The following is a 19,636-nucleotide window of genomic DNA, read 5'->3' on the forward strand; positions in this document are numbered from 1 at the left end:
GCCGGTGTCCGAGGAACGGCCGGACACCACTTCACCGCAATGGAGCAGCTAAAGTGCACCTGTCGTGTGCTCGCAGTCGGGAATGTGCTGCGGAGCTCTCCTGAGCATGGCCGTACGGCCGTGTCATCCGAGAGGTTCGTGGTGGCTTCGTCTGACTTTTCCGATGTGACCCGTTTTCCGGTCGGCCTGGAGCTGGCCGAAGCGCTCACGGTGGCGGCTCGGCAACTGCACGAGACCACCACCCCGCACGCCACCCTGCGCACCGCCGTCCGGCTCGCCGTGCACCTGCTGCCGGGCGCCGAGCACGCCGGGATCTCCGAGATCGAGCGGGGCGAGGCGCGCCGCACGGTCGCCTGGACCGACGACATCGTGCGCGACGCGGAGGCCCCGGACCTGCCGCACTGGCAGCGGCTGTGGACCTCGTCGGTGGTGCGCACGGCGGACGGCGGGGACGCGGCCGAGGAGGGCCCGCTGTCCGACCTGGGACTGCGCTCGGTGCTGTCGATGCGGCTGCGCGCCGACAAGCGCCGGCTGACGGTGCTCACCGCCTACTCCCGCGACCCGCACGCCTTCGACGAGACGGCCACCCGCCTGGGCCGGCTGTTCACCACGCACGTCAGCCTGGCCCTGAACTCGGTGACCGTCCGCGAGCAGCTCACCGAGGCCATGCGCACCCGGGACCTGATCGGCCAGGCCACCGGCATCCTCATGGAGCGCCTCGACATCGACGCCTCGGCGGCCTTCGAGAGCCTGGTCCGCGCCTCCCAGCGGGAGAACGTCAAGCTGCGCGACCTGGCCCGGCGGATCGTGGGGACGGCGGAGAACCCGTCGTCCGCCCCGGCGGGCGGCCGGGGCCCGTCAGGCGGCGGGCAGTGACGCGCCCTGGACCGCCTGGACGTCCAGCTCGACCCTGAGGGTCGTGCCGATGGCGGCGATGCCGGCCTGGAGGACCTGGTTGTAGTTCATCGCGAAGTCCTCGCGGCGCAGTTCGGTGGTGGCGCGGAAGGCGGCCCGGGTGCCGCCCCACGGGTCGGCGCCGGTGCCGAGGTAGGCGAGGTCGAGGTCCACCGGCCGGACGATCCCGTGCATCGCCAGCTCGCCGTGCACGGTCCAGCGGTCCGGGCCGGCGGCCGTCAGGTCCGTCGAGCGGTAGGTGATCTCCGGGTGCCGTTCGACGTCGAGGAAGTCCGCGGACTTCAGGTGGGTGTCGCGCATCCCGTTGCCGGTGTCGATGGACGCCGCCCGGATCACCGCCTCCACCCGGGACTTGGAGACGTCGTCGGGCGCGATCTCGATCGTGCCGCCGAACTCCGTGAACCGGCCGTGCACGCTGGAGATCCCCAGGTGCTGGGCGACGGCGGCGACGGAGGAGTGCACCGGGTCGATGGTCCACGGGCCGGGCGGGGGCAGCTCGGCGCCGCCCTGCCGGGCCAGTGTGACGGCCCCGATCTCGGCCCGGCCGCTCGCGGTGACGATCGCGCTGGAGGCGGTGGGCGCGTACCCGACGGCCGTCACGATCACGGTGTACGCCCCCGGCGCCAGCTCGGTGGTGTCCCGTACGGCCCCCTCGGCGTCCGCCTCGGCCCGCAGCACCTGCGCGCCGGTCGTGTCGGTCACCGTGACGACCGCGTGCGACACGGCCCATCCGTCGCGCGTACGGATCTTCGCGGTCAGTCCCATCCCGTTTTCTCCCTGAAAAGCCTTACAAATTGGGTCACAAGAAACCGGCCCGCGGCACGGCCGCCACTGGGTGAGCGGCGGCACGCGCCACGGGCCGGGGGTCGTCCTACTCGCCGGGGTGGGCGAGTTCGATGTCGTGGTCGTCGACTCCGGGGCCGGAGACGGTGAGGGCGGTGGCCACCGGCGGGTACCCCGTCGCGATGACGGTGTAGTCGCCGCCGTCCAGGTCGGTGAAGGCGTACGCCCCGTCCGACCCGGTGGTGGCCGTGCCGACCACGTTGCCCGCCGCGTCGACCAGCGTCACGCGGGCGTCGGTGAGCGGGCCGTGCGGGGCCCGCACGACACCCTGGAGCCGGGCGCCGGCGTCCAGGTCGACCTCGACGCGGGTGATGCCGGTGGTCGAGACCTCGACCGGCAGCGCGCGCGGCCGGAACCCGTTTGCGTTGACCGCGACGGTCACCGCGCCCGGCACCAGGTCGGTGAGGGCGAACTCGCCCTGCTCCCCGGTGGCGGCGGTGGCCAGCAGGTCCCCGCGCACGTCGGTGACGATCACCATGGCGTCCTTGACCGGCAGCGCGTTCCCGGCCGCCCGGACCACACCGGTCAGCCCGCTGGTGCCGCTGAGCAGGATGTCGTACGACAGCGGTTCCTCGCCCACCACGATCGTGGAGGCCTGCGGCTGGCAGCCGTCGGCGGAGGCGATCAGGACGTACGAGCCCGTGCCCGGGGCGGCCAGCGTGTAGGAGCCGTCGGCCTGGGTGACCGAGCGGCCCAGCTGGCGGCCGGCGAGCGAGATCAGCGTGACCGCGGCCTGCGGGACCGGGGCACTCTCGGCGCCGCGGACGAAGCCGTGCACCGGGGTGCCGCCGTTGCCGGCCGGGGCCGGTGCGGCGGCCGAGGCGAAGGCGGCCGGCTGCTGGACGGTGGCCGTGGCGGTGTCCTCCGCCCCGGGGGCGGTCGCGGCGACCGCGGCCGGGACCTGCGCCTCGGCGACGGCCGGTGCGGCGGCCGGGTCCACGGCGGGGGCGTCGCCCTCGGCGGCCAGCGCCAGGGCGCCCTTCGTCCGCAGCGGGACCTCCTTGATGAACAGCGTGATCAGGAAGGCGACGGCGGCGAGGCAGCCGGCGATGACGAACACGTCCGCGATGCCGTGGCCGTACGCGCTCTCCATGAGGGTGCGCAGCGGCTTGGGCAGCGTGTCCATGTCCGGGATGGTGTCGGTGGAACCGGAGCCGGACACGGCGGCCGCGTACTTCGGGTCCAGGCCGGACAGGCCGTCCTTGACGTAGTCGGTGATCCGGTGGGCCATGACCGCGCCGAGGGCCGACACGCCGACCGCACCGCCGAGGGAGCGGAAGAAGGTGACCGTGGAGCTGGCCGAGCCGAGGTCGGAGGGCGCGACCTGGTTCTGCGTGCAGAGCACCAGGTTCTGCATCATCATGCCGATGCCGAGGCCCAGCATGGCCATGAAGATGGCCATCTTCCAGTACTCCGTGTCGTACCGGATGCCGCCGAGGAGCAGCAGACCGGCCGTCACCAGCACGCCACCGCTGACCAGCCAGGCCTTCCAGCGGCCGGTGCGGGTGATGAACTGGCCCGAGACGGTCGAGGAGACGAACAGGCCGCCGATCATCGGGATCGTCATCACACCGGACATCGTCGGGGACTTGTCGCGGGCCAGCTGGAAGTACTGGCTGAAGAACACCGTGCCGCTGAACATCGCGACGCCGACGAACAGCGAGGCGAGCGAGGCCAGGGTGATGGTGCGGTTGCGGAACAGGCGCAGCGGGATGATCGGCTCGCTGGCCTTGGCCTCCACCAGCACGAACAGCGCGCCGAGGACGACCGAGCCGGCGACCATCGTGTAGGTCTGCCAGGACAGCCAGTCGTACTTGTCACCGGCGAAGGTGACCCAGACCAGCAGCAGCGAGACGGCGGCGGCGATCAGCGTCGCGCCGCCCCAGTCGACCTTGACCTGACGCTTGACGACGGGCAGGTGCAGGGTCTTCTGCAGCACGATCAGCGCGATGACCGCGAAGGGCACGCCGACGTAGAAGCACCAGCGCCAGCCCAGCCAGGAGGTGTCGGTGATGACACCGCCGAGCAGCGGGCCGCCGACGGTGGCGACGGCGAAGGTGGCGCCGAGGTAGCCGGAGTAACGGCCGCGCTCGCGCGGGGAGATCATCGCCGCCATGACGATCTGGGCCAGGGCGGACAGACCGCCGACGCCGATGCCCTGCACCACTCGGCAGGCGATCAGCATTCCGGGGTTCTGCGACAGGCCGGCCGCCATGGAGGCGACCACGTAGATGATGAGCGCTATCTGGACGAGCGCCTTCTTGCTGTACAGGTCGGCGAGCTTGCCCCACAGGGGAGTGGCCGCGGTCATCGACAGCAGGGCGGCGGTGACCACCCAGGTGTAGGCGGACTGGCCACCGCCGAGGTCCCCGATGATGTGCGGCAGGGCGTTGGAGACGATCGTGGAGGACAGGATCGCCACGAACATGCCGAGCAGTAGCCCGGACAGGGCCTCCATGATCTGCCGGTGCGTCATCGGGGCGTGGGCGTCGGAGCCTCCCCCGTGCTTGGCGTGAGCCCGCACACCGGCTGGTGTGGTCGTTGCCATGGGCTTCCTTTGCTTACGTGCTTGCGGGTGTACGGGTGGTCTCTTCGACTACGGGGGCGGGCGGCCGCGGCGGCGCGGACCGGCACTCGCCGAAGGACGCGCGCAGGCGCGTCATCAGCTGGATGAGCTGGCCGACCTCGTCGTCGGTCCAGTCGCTCAGCCGGTCGGCGAGCAGATGGGTGGTCCGCCGGTACAGGTCGTCGAGCCGCTCCCAGCCGGCGGGCGTCAGGCGCAGGATGCGCGAGCGCTTGTCCGCCGGGTCCGGTGACCGTTCGATCCAGCCGCGCGCGGCGACGTGCGCGACGTGCCGGCTGGTGACCGACATGTCGACGGCGAGCAGCTCGGCGAGCTTGCTCATGCGCATGGCACCGTGGCGGCCGAGCAGCGTCAGCACGGCGGCCGAGCCGGCCGGGCAGTCGGGCGGCAGGATCCGCCCCATGTCCCGTTTCACGGCTCCGACGGCACTGAGCTGACGCGCCAGCTCCTCGAACTGCGCCTGCTCGGCCATCACACCTCCCGTATTCGTTGCTTGAGGCAACCATAAGTCCGGTTGGTTGCTGCAGGCAAACAAGCGGGCGTGCCGGGGTGCAAAAACTTGGCAAAGGCAAGTGTTGCTGGAGTGAATATGCAGGTGGACGTGGGTGTCCTGCCCCCGTCTGTCCCGGGAGCCCCCCACTTGGGCCACGGGGCCCGTCTTCGCTAGTGTCTCGGCCCATGGCTAACACCCAGGGCCCCCAGGGCAATCACGACCCCGCAGGCAGCACCCAGATGTTCCGCGCGTTCGTCGACGAGGCCCCTCGGGGCCGGCAGCAGCAGGCGGCGCCCTCCGGCCCCCGCGTGGGTCTGATCATCGGCATCGTCGCGGCCGTGGCCGTCGTCGCCGCCGTGGCCTGGCTGGCGCTCGGCTAGGGCCTCCCGCCCGGACCCTGCCGGGCTCGCGGGACCGGCCCGGCGAAGGAACCCCGGGCGGGGCCTCCGGGAGATCCGCTCCACCGGACGCACGACGGCCGTCGGCGCCGCCCCCGGGGGCGGCGCCGACGGCCGTCGTGCGTCCATGTCGTCGTCCGCGGTGCCGGCCAAAACGGCCGGTCCCCCGCCGGACCGTGCGGCTCAGTCGGAGATGAGCCCGTCCCGCAGCTGGGCCAGCGTCCGGGTCAGCAGCCGGGAGACGTGCATCTGCGAGATGCCGACCTCCTCGCCGATCTGCGACTGGGTCATGTTGGCGAAGAAGCGCAGCATGATGATCCGGCGCTCCCGGGGCGGGAGCTTGGCCAGCAGCGGCTTGAGGGACTCGCGGTACTCCACGCCCTCCAGCGCGCTGTCCTCGTAGCCGAGGCGGTCGGCCAGGGACCCCTCGCCGCCGTCGTCCTCGGGGGCCGGGGAGTCGAGCGAGGAGGCGGTGTAGGCGTTGCCGACCGCGAGGCCGTCGACCACGTCCTCCTCGGAGACGCCGAGGACCGCGGCCAGTTCCGTGACCGTCGGGGAGCGGTCGAGCTTCTGGGACAGCTCGTCGCTGGCCTTGGTGAGGGCCAGGCGCAGCTCCTGGAGGCGGCGCGGCACCCGCACCGACCACGAGGTGTCGCGGAAGAAGCGCTTGATCTCGCCCACGACCGTCGGCATGGCGAACGTGGGGAACTCCACGCCCCGCTCGCAGTCGAAGCGGTCGATCGCCTTGATCAGGCCGATGGTGCCGACCTGGACGATGTCCTCCATGGGCTCGTTGCGGGAGCGGAAGCGGGCCGCCGCGTACCGCACGAGCGGGAGGTTCAGCTCGATCAGGGTGTCCCGGACGTAGGCGCGCTCGGGGCTGTCCTCGCCGAGTGCGGCGAGCCGCAGGAACAGGGAGCGGGACAGGGTGCGGGTGTCGATGTCCGCCGGGGCCACCGCGGCCGGGGCAGGGGCGGCGGCCGGTGCGGCGGGGGCCGGCAGGGCCTCCAGCGTCGGTACGCCGGCAAAGCTGTCGAGCACGTCGAGAGCGTCGAGTTCCATGGGCGCTGCCTCGCTCGTGGGCGTGAGCACCTTCGAGCTGCCCTGATCTGCGGACATGCCACCCCCTTTGGGTCGCGGGACGGTCGCGGCGGCGGTGCCTTCGTCGAGCAACGCAGCCCTCACCTGAATACCGGCGCCGGAGTTCCGGCAAACGCGCTTCCCGCAGAATGTCACATGTCGGCAACGCGCTGTAGTGACATGTCGACATGTGTGAGGTGAATCGCGCCTGCAGGGACGGGGTCTGACGGGCCGTCGGCCGCCGACTGTCGGGAACCGCCCGGATGCGTGATTCGCTCCTGGCGGTGAACGGGTGTTCCGGTGTGCGGTTACGCGTCGATCCGGTTCGCCGACCGCAGTCGCTGGAAGCTGCGCGCCAGGAGCCGGGAGACGTGCATCTGGGAGACGCCGAGCTCCGCGCTGATCTGCGACTGGGTCAGGTTGCTGTAGTACCGCAGGAGGAGGATGCGCTGCTCGCGTTCGGGGAGCTGGACCAGGAGGTGGCGGACCAGGTCGCGGTGTTCCACGCCGTCCAGCGCCGGGTCCTCGTAGCCGATCCGGTCCAGCAGGCCGGGCAGCCCGTCGCCCTCCTGCGCGGCCTCCAGCGAGGTGGCGTGGTACGACCGCCCCGCCTCGATGCAGGACAGCACCTCCTCCTCGCCGATGCGCAGCCGCTCGGCGATCTCGGCGGTCGTCGGCGAGCGGCCGAAGGCCGTGGTGAGGTCCTCGGTGGCGCTGTTGACCTGCACCCACAGCTCGTGCAGCCGGCGCGGCACGTGGACCGTGCGGACGTTGTCCCGGAAGTACCGCTTGATCTCGCCGACGACGGTCGGCATCGCGAAGGTCGGGAACTGCACGCCCCGCTCGGGGTCGAAGCGGTCGATGGCGTTGATCAGGCCGATGGTGCCGACCTGGACGACGTCCTCCATGGGCTCGTTGCGGGAGCGGAAGCGGGCGGCGGCGTAGCGCACGAGCGGGAGGTTGGCCTCGATGAGCGCTCCGCGCACCCGGTTGTGCTCCGGCGTCCCCGGGGTGAGGTCCTTCAGCTGGGCGAAGAGCACCTGGGTCAGGGCGCGGGTGTCGGCGCCGCGGCGTTTCTCGGGGGCGGGTTCGGGTTCGGGAGCGGGGCCGGGGTCGGGCGGGGGAGCGGCGGGGGCGGGGGCCTCCGCCTGGGGCGGCGCGGTACTGGCCGACACGGTCAACGCCACCTCTTCGTCCGTCCATCATCCGTCAAAAGCGGTCATAGCATCACAAGACGTGTGCACTGTGTGCAAGCACCGCATAACCCCGTGTTGTGGCCGAACACCGCCGAGTTGGGCCCCGGAGCGCGAGAAGGCCCCCCGCCGTTCCGGCGGAGGGCCGCGGGGGCCGGACGCTCAGAACTCGTAGTCGGCGATCACCCACGTGGCGAACTCCCGCCACAGCGCGACGCCCGCCTGGTGGGCCGGGTGCTCCAGGTAGCGCTTGAGGGCGTCCGTGTCCTCGACGGCCGAGTTGATCGCGAAGTCGTGGGCGATCGGCCGGTCGCTGATGTTCCAGCCGCACTCCCAGAAGCGCAGCTCCTCGATGAGGCCGCCGAGCGCGCGGAAGGCCGCCGCGCCCGCCTCGACGCGCGGGTCGTCGCGCCGGACGCCCTCGTTGAGCTTGAAGAGGACCAGGTGGCGGATCATGGGATGTACCTCAGCTCTACGCGCCGTCGGCGATCCAGGTCATGAAGTCGCCGATGGCCTTGGCGGCGTCCGATATGCCCTCGAAGCCTATCTGGACGTAGTCGGCGGCCTTGGCCGGGTCCGTGATGATCACGTACAGCGCGAAGACCACGAGCACGTACACGGCGATCTTCTTGGCGTTCACCGCCACCGCGGCCTCCCCTGTGCCTGTGCCCCGTGGGCCCCTGTTGCCGGCGGCGAGTGTAACCTTCACGACCCCGCCGGACGTCAAGGGGACGCGCCGCGAGGGCCCTTGCCGGGCCGCCGGGACGGGCGCCGGGGCGACGCACGAGGGGCCCCGTCTCGCGACGGGGCCCCTCTTCGGCGGTAGCGGAGGGATTTGAACCCTCGGTGACTTGCGCCACACTCGCTTTCGAGGCGAGCTCCTTCGGCCGCTCGGACACGCTACCGAGGGAGACCTTACAGCACGGCGGGGCAGGGGCCGAAATCGGTGTTCACCGGTTCCGGAAGAACTCCGTGAGCAGGCGCGCGCAGTCCTGCGCCAGCACGCCCTCGACGACCTCGGGCCGGTGGTTGAGCCGCCGGTCGCGCACGACGTCCCACAGGGAGCCGGCCGCACCCGCCTTGTCGTCGCGGGCCCCGTAGACCACCCGGTCCACCCGGGACTGGACCAGGGCGCCCGCGCACATCGTGCACGGCTCCAGGGTGACCACGAGCGTGCAGCCGGTCAGCCGCCAGTCGCCGAGCTGCGCGGCGGCCCGCCGCAGCGCGAGGACCTCCGCGTGGGCCGTGGGGTCGCCGGTGACCTCGCGCTCGTTGTGGCCGGCCGCGAGCACCGTCGTCCCGTCCGGGGACAGCACGACGGCGCCGACGGGGACGTCTCCGCCCCGGGCGGCCGACCCGGCCTCGGTCAGGGCGAGCCGCATCGCGGCCCGCCAGCGGTCACGGACCGGGTCCGGGACCCGGTCCGTCTTCTGCGGTGCGCTCAGCGGACGGTCTCCAGCACCTCCGAGGCGCCCAGGGCCTCGGCGATCGCGCCCAGCGCGTCGTCGGCCTCCAGGGCGCGCAGTTCCTTCTCGCCGACGCCCAGGTCGTCGAGGATCTCGCTGTCGCCCACGGGGCTGTGCGGCACCGCGTCGGCGGACGGGCTCACCTCCTCGTCCTCGTCCTCGTCCTCGGACTCGCCGTCCTCCGTGCCGTCGAGGTCCAGGGCGTCCAGGTCCGGGCCGTCGTCGGCACCGGGTTCCCGGCCCAGCAACTCGTCCGTGAGCAACAGCTCACCGTAGGCACTGCGGGCGGCGGCGGCGGCGTCCGACACGTAGATGCGAGGGTCCTCCTCGCCGTCCACGCGTACGACGCCGAACCAGGCGTCCTCCTGCTCGATCAGGACGAGCACCGTGTCCTCGTCGGGAGAGGCTTCCCGGGCCAGGTCGGCGAGATCCGACAGGGTCTCCACGTCGTCGAGCTCTGTGTCGCTCGCTTCCCACCCGTCTTCGGTGCGCGCGAGCAGTGCGGCGAAGTACACCGTGACTCTCCCACTGGTCTGAGGTGTGCCGGTCGGGGGTCCCCCCGGCGGAGGTTCTGGGCGGGAGGAGCTCGTGTTCCGAGCCCCGCCCACTCGGAATCGTGGCAGAAACAAGGCGTTCAGGGGACGTCTTCGACCCCCTGTGTCCGGCTGTTTCGATCGTGGACCCGAAAACCACCCACGACCGCACCCGTCGCCACCACCTGCGGATCGTACGCGGCCTTCCCCCGGTGTTCACGCACACCCGCCCGGGAAACGTCGGCGCCGGTCCCGGTCTTCCGCACCGGGGCCGTCCACGGAACCGTACGGCCGGCCTTCGCTACCAGCGGAACGTCCGCATGCGCATGGCGTGCCGCAGCCGGGCCGCCTTGGCGCGCCGGGGCTGGACGCGGGCGCGCAGTTCGCGGGCCTCGGCGAGGTCGCGCAGGAACTTGGCGCGGCGGCGGCGCCGCTCGGCGTCCGTCTCGGGCCGCTGCGCCCGCGCGGAGTCCGGGGAGCCGCCGGCCGCGCCGGCGCCGCCCGCGTCGGCGGAGGAGCGGGCCGCGTGGGCACCGCTGTCGTGATCAGGCAGGTCAGGCAGGTCTGGCACAGTCACACCACCCCGTGTCCGTCCCTCCCACCTTCCCTCGCACGGGCGGTTTGATGCCAACGCGGGGCGGTTTCGGACGCGGTTACTGTTGGGGCATGCGTCTCCACGTCGTCGACCACCCCCTGGTCGCCCACAAGCTCACCACGTTGCGCGACCGGCGCACCGACTCCGCGACCTTCCGGCGGCTCGCCGACGAACTGGTCACCCTGCTCGCCTACGAGGCCACCCGGGACGTGCGGACCGAGGCCGTCGACATCCACACGCCGGTTGCCGCGACCACCGGTGTCAAGCTGGCCCGCCCGCGCCCGCTGGTCGTGCCGATCCTGCGGGCCGGCCTCGGCATGCTGGACGGCATGATGCGGCTGCTGCCGACCGCCGAGGTGGGCTTCCTGGGCATGATCCGCAACGAGGAGACGCTGCAGGCCTCCACGTACGCCAGCCGGATGCCGGAGGACCTCTCGGGCCGTCAGGTGTACGTCCTGGACCCGATGCTGGCCACCGGCGGCACGCTGGTCGCGGCCATCCGGGAGCTGATCGGGCGCGGCGCCGACGACGTGACCGCCGTGGTCCTGCTCGCCTCCCCCGAGGGCGTCGAGGTGATGGAGCGCGACCTGGTGGGCACTCCGGTGACGGTCGTGACGGCGGCGGTGGACGAGCGCCTCAACGAGCACGGTTACATCGTCCCCGGCCTCGGCGACGCGGGGGACCGGCTGTACGGCGCCGCGGAGTAGCCGCCGGGCGGCGCGGTCCGGGCGGGTTCCCTGCGGGACCGGCGTTCAGCCGCGCTGCGCCGGGCCGGTTCCGCGCCGCCGGGTGCCGGCCGCGTGCCCGGCCCCGCGGTTGCGGCGGGAGGGCGGGCCGTCAGCCGGTCCTCTCCCGCGGGCAGGCCTTCTTCGGCGCGTCGGCCGCCGGATCGGGTGCGCTCAGCTCGGTCAGCGCCCGGTCGGCGGCCGGCCGTGCGGTGAGGGTCCTGAACCCGTCGCCGATGATCAGGTCGAGGTCCGTGCCCTTGCGGCCGGCCTCGGTGCGGCGTTCGGCGCCGGCCAGCTGGGTGGCCAGTACCGGCAGCGAGGTGTTCAGCGCGGAGGCGGGGCCCAGCAGGATGCCGGCGCCCTTGACCTTCTTGTCGAACTCCTCGGCCGCGTTGCCCACGTCACCGATCCTGAAGCCGCGCTTCCGCAGCTCGTCCGCGGTGGTCTTGGCGAGCCCGCTGCGCCGGGTGGCGTTGTAGACGTTGACCGTGATCCCGGCCGGCTCGGGCAGCGCCACCGTGTGCACGGCGGTGCTCGTCCTCGGACGGCAGTCCGCCGTGGTGCCGGTGGCCGGGGTCCGGTCGCCGCCGCCCGTGAAGACGTCGACGAGCTGCAGCGTGCCCCAGCCGATCAGGCCGAGCGCGGCGACGGACGCCACCGCGGCCAGCGCGAGCCTGCCGCGCTTCCGGCGAGGGCGCATCCGGGGGTATTTGTCGCCCCTGATCCGGTACTTGCCGCCCATGCCCGGGGGAGTCAGCATGCTCATGGGCGCAGCGTAGTGCGCCTGAGCGGCGATGCCTATTAGATGATCAGCGAATGCCGCTCAGCGGAACCCGGAAGGGTCAACGGCCGTGTCGCGCCGAGCTCAGTCGAGTTCCAGCACCCGCGCGTGCAGCACCTGCCGCTGCTGGAGGGCGGCGCGCACCGCCCGGTGCAGACCGTCCTCCAGGTACAGGTTGCCCTGCCACTTCACGACGTGCGCGAAGAGGTCGCCGTAGAACGTCGAATCCTCGGCGAGCAGGGTCTCCAGGTCGAGTTGCTGCTTGGTGGTCACGAGCTGATCGAGGCGGACCGGGCGCGGCGCGACGTCCGCCCACTGCCGGGTGCTTTCCCGGCCGTGGTCGGGGTACGGCCGGCCGTTTCCGATGCGCTTGAAGATCACACGGAAAGCCTACCGGGCGAGACGTTCCGGGCGCAGCCGCGGCGACGGAGTGCGGCGCCGGAAAAGCCGTGGCGTAACGGACCATACCGGGAACCGGGGGAGGTCCGGGCGGTCCGCCGGGAGGGGCGGCCGGGCCGGCGGGCGGCGCGCCGCCCCGTGCCGCGGCCGGGGGGACCGCCGCCGGGCAGGCCCCGCTCCGGGGAGTTCCGGACCCGCTCGCGCGGCCCGGACACCGGGTCCGCCCGAAAGGGTCGGCGTCCACCGGCCGCCCGACCGGACCGCGCCCGCGAGCCGGCGGACCGCCTTGCGGGCCCGGGCCCCGGCGGGGCTGCGCGACGGTCCCCGGCGGGAGTGTCCCGGATTTGTGCACAGGGTGTGGACGGAGCCCGGCCGCGGAACCGCCCCCGCCGGGTCACACCGTGCCGGGTGCCCGGTGGGCGTGTCCGCGGACGCGGACCGCGGTGCCGATCTCGACGGCGCCGACGAGCACCAGCCGCCAGCCGCCAGCCGCCCACCAGCGTCAGCACGCCCCGCGGGCCCGCCGGGGCGCGCCCTGCCGTCCCGCCCCGTCACGGCTCACGTACGATGCCCAAGGATTAGGTAAGCCTCACCTAATTGATTGGCGCGGTCCTGTCCGACGGCGCACGTGCTTCCACTGGACCGAAGGGGGATCCGGGTGACCACCGAGACCTACCGCGACGCCTGGGGCATTCCGCACCTGCGGGCCGCCGGCGCGAGGGAACTCGCCCGCGCCCAGGGCCGGGTGACCGCCCTGGACCGGGCCTGGCAGATCGAGGTGGAGCGGCACCGCTTCCGGGGCACCTCGGCCGCCTTCCTGGGCGCCTCCCACCTGTCCTGGGACGTCTTCGCCCGCCGCGCCCGCCTGGACGACACCGCCAGACGCTGCTTCACCGCCCTGGAGCGGCAGGACCCGGAGACGGCGGACTGGGTCCGGGCCTACGTCGAGGGCGTCAACGAAGCCCTGGCCGACGGCGCCCGCCGCGCACCCGAGTTCACCGCGACCGGTCTCGCCCCCGGGCGCTGGCGGCCCTGGACCCCGCTCGGCGTCTGGCTCGGCACCCACATCCTCTTCGCCGGCTTCCCGGCCAAGCTGTGGCGCGAGGAGGCGGTACGCCACCTGGGCCCCGGGGCGGTCGCCCTGTTCGCCACCGACGGCCCCGGCACCGCCGGCAGCAACGGCTGGCTCGTCTCCGGCGCGCGCACCGACACCGGTCACGCCCTCCTCGCCGGCGACCCGCACCGCTTCCTGGAGGACCCCGGCGTCTACCAGCAGATCCGCCTGTCCTGCCCCGAGTTCGACGTCGTCGGCCTCGCCGTCCCCGGTGTCCCCGGCATCGCCCACTTCGGCCACACCGGCACCGTCGCCTGGGCCGTCACCAACGCCATGGCCGACTACCAGGACCTGTACCGCGAACGCCTGCGCCGCACGGGCGCCGGCGTCGAGGCCCTGGGCCCGGACGGCCGCTGGCACCGCGCCGTCCGCCACACCGAGACCGTGCGGGTCGCGGGGGAGCCCCCGGTGGAGGTCGAGGTGATCGAGACGGACCGCGGGCCGGTGATCGCCGGCGGCCCGGAGAGCCTGGAGGCGGGGGCGACCGGGCTCCGGCCGCCCGCCCCCGGCGGGCCGGACCGCACGCCCGCCGGGGACGGCCCGGCGGCCGACGGCGCCCGCCGCGCCCGGGACATCCCCGCACCCGGCGGCACGCCTCCCACGGGCGCCGCGGGCGGGACCGGGGACGCGGCCGGGGCGCCCACCGCCATGGCCCTGCGCTACCCGCCCCGCGTCACGGCGGACCTCGGCTTCGCCTCCCTGCTGCCCCTGCTGCGCGCCCGCACCGTCGCCGACGTCGACCGCGCCCTCGACACCTGGGCCGAACCGGTGAACGTCGTCCAGGCGGCCGACACCGCGGGAGGCACCCTCCACCGCGTCGCCGGCCGCGTGCCGGTCCGCGCGCACGCCAACCGCGTCCGGCCGGTCCCCGCCTGGCGCCCCGGGCACGACTGGCGGGGCTGGCACGCGATGCCGTACGCCGCGCTGGACGACGGCATCGCGGTGATGGCCAACCAGCGCGGCCCGGCGGAGCCCCTGGGCACCGAGTTCGCCCCGCCCCACCGCGCCGACCGCATCCGCGCCCTGCTCCGGGAGCGCCGCACCTGGTCCGCCGCCGCCCTGCCCGCGATCCACACCGACACCCTCCTCGCCTCCGCCGCGCCCCTGCTGGACCACCTCGCCGCCCTCGACGGCCTCGGCCCCGAGGCGGCCCGCCTGCGCGACCGCCTGCTGGCCTGGGACCGCCGCATGGACGCCGGCAGCACCGACGCGGCGGCCTTCGCGGCCCTGCGCACGGCGGTCGTACGCCGTCTCGCCGCGCACCCCGCGTTCGCCCCCCTCGCCGAACCGCCCGCCTACCCGGAGGTCCTGCTCCCCTGGCTCGCCCTGGTCCCGCGCATCGGCCACGCCCTCGAACACCTGCTGCGGGCCGAGGAGCTGTACGGCATCGACCGCGCCGTCTTCGTCCGCGCGGCACTGGAGGAGACCGCGGCCGCGCCCCCCGCCGGCACCTGGTCCGACACCCACCGCCTGGCCCCCTGGCGGGCACTGCCGGGGGAGCCGCACGACGAGCCGGGCGTGGGCGGCGACCACGACTGCGTGCTGTGCACCTCCGCCGTGCCCGGCGTCACCGACCTGGTGCCCCGCGGTCCGGCCGCCCGCTACGTCTGGGACCTGGCCCGCCGCGAGGACAGCCGCTGGGTCGTCCCCTTCGGCGCCGACGGCGTACCCGGTTCCCCCCACCACCGCGACCAGCTCCCCCTGTGGCTCGGCGGAGACCTCGTCCCGGTCGTCACCGACTGGACCCGGCTCACGCCCGACGGACACGCGTGCGGCACCGGGGGCGCCGACGGCACCGAGCACGCCGAGCAGACCGAGCACACAGTCCGAGCAGAGGAGTCCGATGGCTGAGACCACGGGGCCCGCCCCCGTCCACGAGCAGCGGATCGGCGGCTACGGCACCGTCCGCATCCGTCCCCTGGACCCGGCGGCCGACGCGCCCGTGATCCACTCCTGGGTGAGCGGGGAACGCGCCGCCTTCTGGGGCATGAACGGCCTCTCCGTGACCCGGGTGGCCGAGATCTACGCCCACATGGCCACCCTCGACACCCACCACGCCCACCTCGTCACCAAGGACGGCGAACCGGCCGCCCTGCTCCAGACCTACGAGCCCGGCGCCGACCGGGTCGGCGAGTGCTACCCGGTCCGCCCCGGTGACATCGGCCTCCACCTCCTCCTCGCGCCCGCCGGACCGGACGGCCGCCGTCCCGGCTGGACGGGGGCCCTGATGACCGCGGTGACGGCGTACGCCCTGCTGACCCTGGACCGCCGGCGGATCGTGGTCGACCCGGACGTGCGCAACACCAGGGCGATCGCCCGCTTCGACCGCCAGGGCTTCGAACGCGGCCCCGCGGTCGTCCTCCCCGAAGTCGACCTGCCGGACGTCCACCTGCCCGAGAAGCACGCCCGGCTGGGTTTCCTCACCCGGGAGGCGGCCTTCCCGGCCGGCCCCGGCCCCCGTTGAGCGCCGCGCCCCGTCCGTCCGTACCGGGGTGGGGGCACGCGGGCCGCGCGGTCCCCGGACGGAGGGTGGGCGACGTGGGCGGCGAGGGACGCGACGGGCAGGCCGGCCCCCACTGGGGGCGCCCATGCCTCCGGGAGCCCTGAACGACCTCTTCGACCGGCTCTCCCGTCGGGCCGGCCTGGCCGACGGCGTTCATGATCCTCTGCCTGCGCTACCTCTCCCAGAGCCTGGTCCGCTCCCGTCGGGACGACGGAGCGGACATGGCCGCGCTTGGCCGAAGCGACATCGAGACGTTCACGCAGTACGTGGCTCACCTCGCGCACACCGGCGAGATCAGCGCTTTCCGCCGCACGACGGTCTGCCGCTTCACCAGCCGGTTCCTGCGCGAAATCCGCGACCTGGGCCCGACCCGGCCCGGCGAAATCCTCGCCGACCTGCCCGACGACTTCGCGCTGCGCAGGCACGACATGGACGAGCGCGAACAGATCAAGGACGCCACCCAGACCCTGCGCAAGTCCCGCACCGTCTCCCCGGGCATGCCCGGCATCCGTCCGCCTGAGCCGGATTTGCGGCTGGAGCGCGACGCGTGAGCACATCACCGGACCACCTGGTTCGAGCGCGGGCCGCGGACTCCGACCGTCGCCGAAACCGGGTGTTCGAAGCCCTTGACCAACTGACTACCGCCGGCGAGGAGATCAGCGTCTCGTCGGTGGCCCGCGCCGCCGGCGTCCACCGCAGCCTGATTCACCGCCACGGAGACCTGCACGCGGCCGTCATCGCCCGCGCGGGCCGGCCCCCGGCCCAGACGACCACCGGAACGCAGGTCAGCCGCAAGTCGCTGCTGGCCGACGTCGCGAACCTCACCGCCCGCAACGGGCGACTGTCCGCCCACATCACCCGACTCGAACGGCGCCTGTCCGAGACCCTGGGCCAGACGGCTTGGGAGGCCTCCGGCCTCGGCGCCCCAGCCGACGTCGAGACGCTCACACGCCGCACCACCGAGCTGGAACAGCAGGTTCTCGATCTTCGCGGCGAACTCGCGGAACGGGACGAGGACCCCGAAGCCGCCCGCGCCGCCAACCGTGAGCTGATGGCTCAGCTCAACCGCTGACCGCGTCATCGCCGTCACCCCCATCACTTCAGGGCGGCGGCGTTGATCACCAGATGCGCCATGTTGTCCGCCACCATGACCAGCACGTTGGCTACCCGCAATGATCAAGAAGCCCCCGTCGCGGACACCCGAGCTGTGAGAGGAGATCATGAGCCGCACCGAGCCGGCATGAGTTCGTCCGCTGAGCCCGGGAAAACCGTTGGGTGTAGCTCCCTTCGGGGGACGGCTCTACCTGCGTGAACTGCGGATCGGGGTGCTCTCGAGTGATCGACTGGGCCACCAAGGCGGCTGGCGCGGCGACCTGCGTCTCCTACGCTGTCGATCTGCATGCGGAGCGCGAGCGTGACCTGCGGGATTCCGAACGGATCTCCACGACCAGCAGTCGAGTCGAACCGGCGAATGCGCAGCTCAGCCTACCCCTCGAAAGGAGCTGCAGCCGTTTTCAGTAACTGCCCCTGCGCCGCTCGGCGCGGTATCGCCCAGGTGTCACACCGTGCGAACGGGCGAAAGCCCTGTGGAAGGCGGGGGTCGACTGATAGCCGACTGCTGCGGCGATGGACTCGACCGGGTCTTGGGTCTTGCGCAGGCGAACCGCTGCCAGATCCATACGCCACTGTGTCAGGTAGGTGGCCGGGCTCTGCCCGATGGCTGCCGGGAACCGGCGGGACAGGGTCGCCCGGGAAACGCCGAGAGCGGAAGCCAGCGTTGTGGTGGTCCACGGCTGTCCGGGCTCGGCGTGCAAACGTTCCATCGCGCTGCGCACGAGCGGGTCTTCGAGCACTCCGAGCCAGGTGCCACGATGTCCGGACCGGGTAGGGAGCCAGGCGCGCATGAGTTGCACGAGCATGACGTCGACCAGGCTGTTCAGCACCGCTCTCCCCGCTATTAGTGGGCGACTCAGTTCTCGCCCGATCATCCGGACGGTGTCGTCGAAACCGGCCTCACCCTGGTCCCCGCGGATGTGCACCACCTCCGGCAGCGCGCCGAGGACCTGGGTCCGCACCGTGTGGTCGCAGTCGTAGCTGATGGTCAGGATGCGGGTGCGGGCGGGCTGTGACCCCAGGCGAATCACCTCACCCGTCTCGAGCGCCCGGGCCGCCATCGCCGGCTCGGCTGCTACTGAAGTACCCGTCCCTGGCGCGCTGCTAAGCATGTGTGACGGCCCGTACGGCATGAGCACCACGTCGCCCACCGCCAGCTCCAGGCACTGCGGCGACAAGTGTCTGCTTTCGAGCCAGGCGCTGCCGGCGGTAACCACGTGCAGAACTGCCGTAGTGCACTCTGTCACCGGGATCGACCAGCTCCCGCCCGCCTCGATCCGTGCGCCGATCGTGCCCCGCACGCCGGAGATCTCCAACACGTCCGCAACGAGATCCATGCGCCCAGATTAGATGACGCAAACAAGCAAGAAAGTGAGTAGTTCAAGCATCGACTGCTCACAGGATGCTCCATACGGTGAAGTCATGACAACCGATACCATGCGGGCACTCGTCGCGACCGGCTACGGAGATCCCGAGCAACTCACGATCGCCGAGCTCCCCATCCCACGCCCCGGCCCCGGCCAGATCCTGGTGAAGATCGCCACCTCGACGATCAACCCCACCGACATGCGCGTCGTCACCGGCGGCTATCGCGAACTGGTCGACCTGCAGTTCCCCTACACACTCGGCAACGAGTTCGCGGGCACCGTCACCGAAGCCGGACCGGACGTCACCCGCTTCCGCGTGGGCGACGAGATCTTCGGCATGGCCCTGCCCCGCCAGCTGCGCCTCGCCGCCGACCCCGTACGGCCGTCACTGAGCACCGGTGCCCTCGCCGACTACGCGGTCTTCGAGGCGGACACGCCTGCACTGGGCCACCGCCCGGCCGCCCTCGGCACAGAGCAGGCCGCGTCCCTGCCGATCGCGGGCGGCACCACACTGGCCATCATGGACACCGCGAAAATTCGCCCCGGCGAGTCCGTCCTCGTCATCGGCGCCACCGGCGCGGTCGGCCTGACCCTCATTCCGAACCTGGCCACAGCCGGCGCCGAGATCACGGCCACCGCCCGCACGACCGAGGCCGCTGAACTGCTGCGCAGCCTCGGAGCCCACCACACGGTCGGCTACGACGGCTACCCCACCGGCGTCGACGTCGTCCTCAACCTTGCGCTCTTCGCCGACGGCCTGCCTACGGCGGCACGCAGCCTGCGCCCGGGCGGCCGGCTGATCTCAATCGTCTTCCCCCCGCCGGAGCCCCGGCAACTGGAACGCGACGACGTGGAACTGGCCTTCGTGATGCAAATGGGCGATGAGACCAACGGCGCATGGGCCGTCGCCGAGGCCGCAACCGCGGGCCGACTCTCCACCCCGATCGCCCGCCGATACTCACTCGACGACGGCGTCGAAGCGGCAATCGACTATGCCCGCAGGCACCCGCTCGGCAAGATCGTCGTAACTGTCTGAGCAGAGAAGCCGCCCCCGCCTCGCTTTCGGGGTGCTGAGCGGGCCTGGTGAGGATGACCTCGGCATGCCGGTTCGACTCGACTGCTGGTCGTGGAGATCTGTTCGGAATTCCGCAGGTCACGCTCGCGCTCCGCCCGTCGAAGCCCGGCCCGACGAGGCCGACCGGCAGACGCGTGACTACGCCAAGGACCTCCGGCACGCCGCACTCCCGGTCCACGTCCGGGACGAGATGGGCCGCATCGAACTCAGTCTCGAAGTACGGTTCCTGGCCTTGTGTCGCCAACCAGGGTTGGACTGTCGGATCCGCCAGGACGTCTACTACGTCGCCGAGCGCGCCGCGATGGCCCTTGACCTCGGGCACTTGGAAGCAGCAGAGCGGGAGACCCGGCGCATGGAACAGGTGGGTTCCATGGAGCCACGGGAAAACCGCTGACGCCGAGACAACCAATGACACCAGCTCAGATTGGCGACGGTTCGGCTGTCCGCGACACGTGT

General features: G+C 72.6%; 22 protein-coding genes and 1 tRNA gene. 9 read left to right on the forward strand and 14 right to left on the reverse strand.

Annotation, left to right across the window (positions count from 1 at the left end):
• Positions 1-165 precede the first annotated feature (165 nt).
• A complete protein-coding gene (locus QQY24_RS16640; protein WP_301973477.1) occupies positions 166-876 on the forward strand; it encodes a GAF and ANTAR domain-containing protein in 711 nt (236 codons plus the stop codon).
• Here QQY24_RS16640 and QQY24_RS16645 read toward each other — a convergent pair.
• From QQY24_RS16645 to QQY24_RS16655, 3 genes are all read right to left on the reverse strand, one after another.
• Positions 859-1,680, reverse strand: coding sequence for a YceI family protein (locus QQY24_RS16645; protein ID WP_301973478.1), 822 nt, complete (start codon positions 1,678-1,680; stop codon positions 859-861). The two genes, QQY24_RS16640 and QQY24_RS16645, sit on opposite strands and share 18 nt — an antisense overlap.
• Before the next feature lie 106 nt (positions 1,681-1,786).
• Positions 1,787-4,306, reverse strand: coding sequence for an MFS transporter (locus QQY24_RS16650; protein WP_301973479.1), 2,520 nt, complete (start codon positions 4,304-4,306; stop codon positions 1,787-1,789).
• A gap of 13 nt (positions 4,307-4,319) precedes the next feature.
• Positions 4,320-4,814: a MarR family winged helix-turn-helix transcriptional regulator gene (locus QQY24_RS16655; RefSeq protein WP_301973480.1), complete on the reverse strand. Its 495-nt coding sequence runs from the start codon at positions 4,812-4,814 to the stop codon at positions 4,320-4,322.
• 206 nt (positions 4,815-5,020) lie between these two features.
• Here QQY24_RS16655 and QQY24_RS16660 point away from each other — a divergent pair, with 206 nt between their 5' ends.
• Positions 5,021-5,215, forward strand: coding sequence for a hypothetical protein (locus tag QQY24_RS16660; RefSeq protein WP_301973481.1), 195 nt, complete (start codon positions 5,021-5,023; stop codon positions 5,213-5,215).
• Between the two features lie 201 nt (positions 5,216-5,416).
• On the opposite strand, the gene QQY24_RS16665 is transcribed toward QQY24_RS16660, so the two are convergent.
• From QQY24_RS16665 to QQY24_RS16700, 8 genes are all read right to left on the reverse strand, one after another.
• Positions 5,417-6,352 (reverse strand): RNA polymerase sigma factor SigF, encoded by a 936-nt coding sequence (locus QQY24_RS16665; RefSeq protein ID WP_301973482.1) that lies wholly within the window; start codon positions 6,350-6,352, stop codon positions 5,417-5,419.
• Positions 6,353-6,621: 269 nt separating this feature from the next.
• Positions 6,622-7,494, reverse strand: coding sequence for an RNA polymerase sigma factor SigF (locus QQY24_RS16670; RefSeq protein ID WP_301976268.1), 873 nt, complete (start codon positions 7,492-7,494; stop codon positions 6,622-6,624).
• A gap of 174 nt (positions 7,495-7,668) precedes the next feature.
• Positions 7,669-7,962, reverse strand: coding sequence for a Dabb family protein (locus QQY24_RS16675; RefSeq protein ID WP_301973483.1), 294 nt, complete (start codon positions 7,960-7,962; stop codon positions 7,669-7,671).
• A 16-nt stretch (positions 7,963-7,978) separates the two neighbouring features.
• Positions 7,979-8,152: a hypothetical protein gene (locus QQY24_RS16680; RefSeq protein WP_301973484.1), complete on the reverse strand. Its 174-nt coding sequence runs from the start codon at positions 8,150-8,152 to the stop codon at positions 7,979-7,981.
• 174 nt (positions 8,153-8,326) lie between these two features.
• A tRNA-Ser gene (locus QQY24_RS16685) sits at positions 8,327-8,411 on the reverse strand.
• 45 nt (positions 8,412-8,456) lie between these two features.
• A complete protein-coding gene (tadA, locus tag QQY24_RS16690; RefSeq protein WP_301973485.1) occupies positions 8,457-8,888 on the reverse strand; it encodes a tRNA adenosine(34) deaminase TadA in 432 nt (143 codons plus the stop codon).
• 59 nt (positions 8,889-8,947) lie between these two features.
• Positions 8,948-9,487, reverse strand: a complete 540-nt coding sequence (locus QQY24_RS16695; protein WP_301973486.1) for a hypothetical protein — start codon at positions 9,485-9,487, stop codon at positions 8,948-8,950.
• A gap of 319 nt (positions 9,488-9,806) precedes the next feature.
• A complete protein-coding gene (locus QQY24_RS16700) occupies positions 9,807-10,076 on the reverse strand; it encodes a hypothetical protein (RefSeq protein WP_301973487.1) in 270 nt (89 codons plus the stop codon).
• Positions 10,077-10,171: 95 nt separating this feature from the next.
• Between QQY24_RS16700 and upp the strand changes: the two genes are divergently transcribed.
• Positions 10,172-10,807 carry a uracil phosphoribosyltransferase gene (upp, locus tag QQY24_RS16705; RefSeq protein WP_301973489.1) on the forward strand — a complete coding sequence of 212 codons (636 nt, stop codon included), beginning with the start codon at positions 10,172-10,174 and terminating at the stop codon, positions 10,805-10,807.
• A 130-nt stretch (positions 10,808-10,937) separates the two neighbouring features.
• Here the strand turns inward: upp and QQY24_RS16710 are convergent, their stop codons facing one another.
• Positions 10,938-11,594: a LytR C-terminal domain-containing protein gene (locus QQY24_RS16710; RefSeq protein ID WP_301973490.1), complete on the reverse strand. Its 657-nt coding sequence runs from the start codon at positions 11,592-11,594 to the stop codon at positions 10,938-10,940.
• 99 nt (positions 11,595-11,693) lie between these two features.
• The gene (locus tag QQY24_RS16715; protein ID WP_301973491.1) at positions 11,694-11,990 is read right to left on the reverse strand and encodes a type II toxin-antitoxin system VapB family antitoxin; all 297 of its coding nucleotides are present in this window, start codon (positions 11,988-11,990) and stop codon (positions 11,694-11,696) included.
• Between the two features lie 676 nt (positions 11,991-12,666).
• On the opposite strand from QQY24_RS16715, the gene QQY24_RS16720 reads away from it, so the two are divergent.
• The 4 genes from QQY24_RS16720 (at position 12,667) to QQY24_RS16735 (ending at position 16,697) form a co-directional block, all read left to right on the forward strand.
• A complete protein-coding gene (locus QQY24_RS16720) occupies positions 12,667-14,973 on the forward strand; it encodes a penicillin acylase family protein (RefSeq protein ID WP_301973492.1) in 2,307 nt (768 codons plus the stop codon).
• Positions 14,966-15,586 carry a GNAT family N-acetyltransferase gene (locus tag QQY24_RS16725; RefSeq protein WP_301973493.1) on the forward strand — a complete coding sequence of 207 codons (621 nt, stop codon included), beginning with the start codon at positions 14,966-14,968 and terminating at the stop codon, positions 15,584-15,586. The genes QQY24_RS16720 and QQY24_RS16725 overlap by 8 nt, the downstream gene beginning before the upstream one ends.
• 194 nt (positions 15,587-15,780) lie before the next feature.
• Positions 15,781-16,176 carry a hypothetical protein gene (locus tag QQY24_RS16730; protein ID WP_301973494.1) on the forward strand — a complete coding sequence of 132 codons (396 nt, stop codon included), beginning with the start codon at positions 15,781-15,783 and terminating at the stop codon, positions 16,174-16,176.
• Between the two features lie 62 nt (positions 16,177-16,238).
• A complete protein-coding gene (locus QQY24_RS16735) occupies positions 16,239-16,697 on the forward strand; it encodes a hypothetical protein (RefSeq protein ID WP_301973495.1) in 459 nt (152 codons plus the stop codon).
• A 442-nt stretch (positions 16,698-17,139) separates the two neighbouring features.
• Here QQY24_RS16735 and QQY24_RS16740 read toward each other — a convergent pair whose 3' ends face one another.
• Complete coding sequence (locus QQY24_RS16740; protein ID WP_301973496.1) at positions 17,140-18,075, reverse strand: AraC family transcriptional regulator; 936 nt, start codon at positions 18,073-18,075, stop codon at positions 17,140-17,142.
• 85 nt (positions 18,076-18,160) lie between these two features.
• On the opposite strand from QQY24_RS16740, the gene QQY24_RS16745 reads away from it, so the two are divergent.
• Positions 18,161-19,141 carry an NADP-dependent oxidoreductase gene (locus QQY24_RS16745; protein WP_301973497.1) on the forward strand — a complete coding sequence of 327 codons (981 nt, stop codon included), beginning with the start codon at positions 18,161-18,163 and terminating at the stop codon, positions 19,139-19,141.
• 64 nt (positions 19,142-19,205) lie between these two features.
• Positions 19,206-19,574 carry a hypothetical protein gene (locus QQY24_RS16750; protein ID WP_301973498.1) on the forward strand — a complete coding sequence of 123 codons (369 nt, stop codon included), beginning with the start codon at positions 19,206-19,208 and terminating at the stop codon, positions 19,572-19,574.
• The last annotated feature ends 62 nt before the right edge of the window (positions 19,575-19,636 follow it).

Source organism: Streptomyces sp. TG1A-8 (assembly GCF_030499535.1).
GTDB lineage: Bacteria > Actinomycetota > Actinomycetes > Streptomycetales > Streptomycetaceae > Streptomyces.

Excerpts from the sequence above, each read along its gene's own strand:
- QQY24_RS16675 (WP_301973483.1), bottom strand. The coding sequence starts at position 7,962 with ATGATCCGCCACCTGGTCCTCTTCAAGCTCAACGAGGGCGTCCGGCGC.
- QQY24_RS16650 (WP_301973479.1), bottom strand. The coding sequence starts at position 4,306 with ATGGCAACGACCACACCAGCCGGTGTGCGGGCTCACGCCAAGCACGGG.
- QQY24_RS16665 (WP_301973482.1), bottom strand. The coding sequence starts at position 6,352 with ATGTCCGCAGATCAGGGCAGCTCGAAGGTGCTCACGCCCACGAGCGAG.
- QQY24_RS16710 (WP_301973490.1), bottom strand. The coding sequence starts at position 11,594 with ATGAGCATGCTGACTCCCCCGGGCATGGGCGGCAAGTACCGGATCAGG.
- QQY24_RS16645 (WP_301973478.1), bottom strand. The coding sequence starts at position 1,680 with ATGGGACTGACCGCGAAGATCCGTACGCGCGACGGATGGGCCGTGTCG.
- QQY24_RS16745 (WP_301973497.1), top strand. The coding sequence starts at position 18,161 with ATGACAACCGATACCATGCGGGCACTCGTCGCGACCGGCTACGGAGAT.
- QQY24_RS16655 (WP_301973480.1), bottom strand. The coding sequence starts at position 4,814 with ATGGCCGAGCAGGCGCAGTTCGAGGAGCTGGCGCGTCAGCTCAGTGCC.
- tadA (WP_301973485.1), bottom strand. The coding sequence starts at position 8,888 with ATGCGGCTCGCCCTGACCGAGGCCGGGTCGGCCGCCCGGGGCGGAGAC.
- QQY24_RS16730 (WP_301973494.1), top strand. The coding sequence starts at position 15,781 with ATGATCCTCTGCCTGCGCTACCTCTCCCAGAGCCTGGTCCGCTCCCGT.
- QQY24_RS16750 (WP_301973498.1), top strand. The coding sequence starts at position 19,206 with ATGCCGGTTCGACTCGACTGCTGGTCGTGGAGATCTGTTCGGAATTCC.
- QQY24_RS16740 (WP_301973496.1), bottom strand. The coding sequence starts at position 18,075 with ATGGATCTCGTTGCGGACGTGTTGGAGATCTCCGGCGTGCGGGGCACG.
- QQY24_RS16725 (WP_301973493.1), top strand. The coding sequence starts at position 14,966 with ATGGCTGAGACCACGGGGCCCGCCCCCGTCCACGAGCAGCGGATCGGC.
- QQY24_RS16660 (WP_301973481.1), top strand. The coding sequence starts at position 5,021 with ATGGCTAACACCCAGGGCCCCCAGGGCAATCACGACCCCGCAGGCAGC.
- upp (WP_301973489.1), top strand. The coding sequence starts at position 10,172 with ATGCGTCTCCACGTCGTCGACCACCCCCTGGTCGCCCACAAGCTCACC.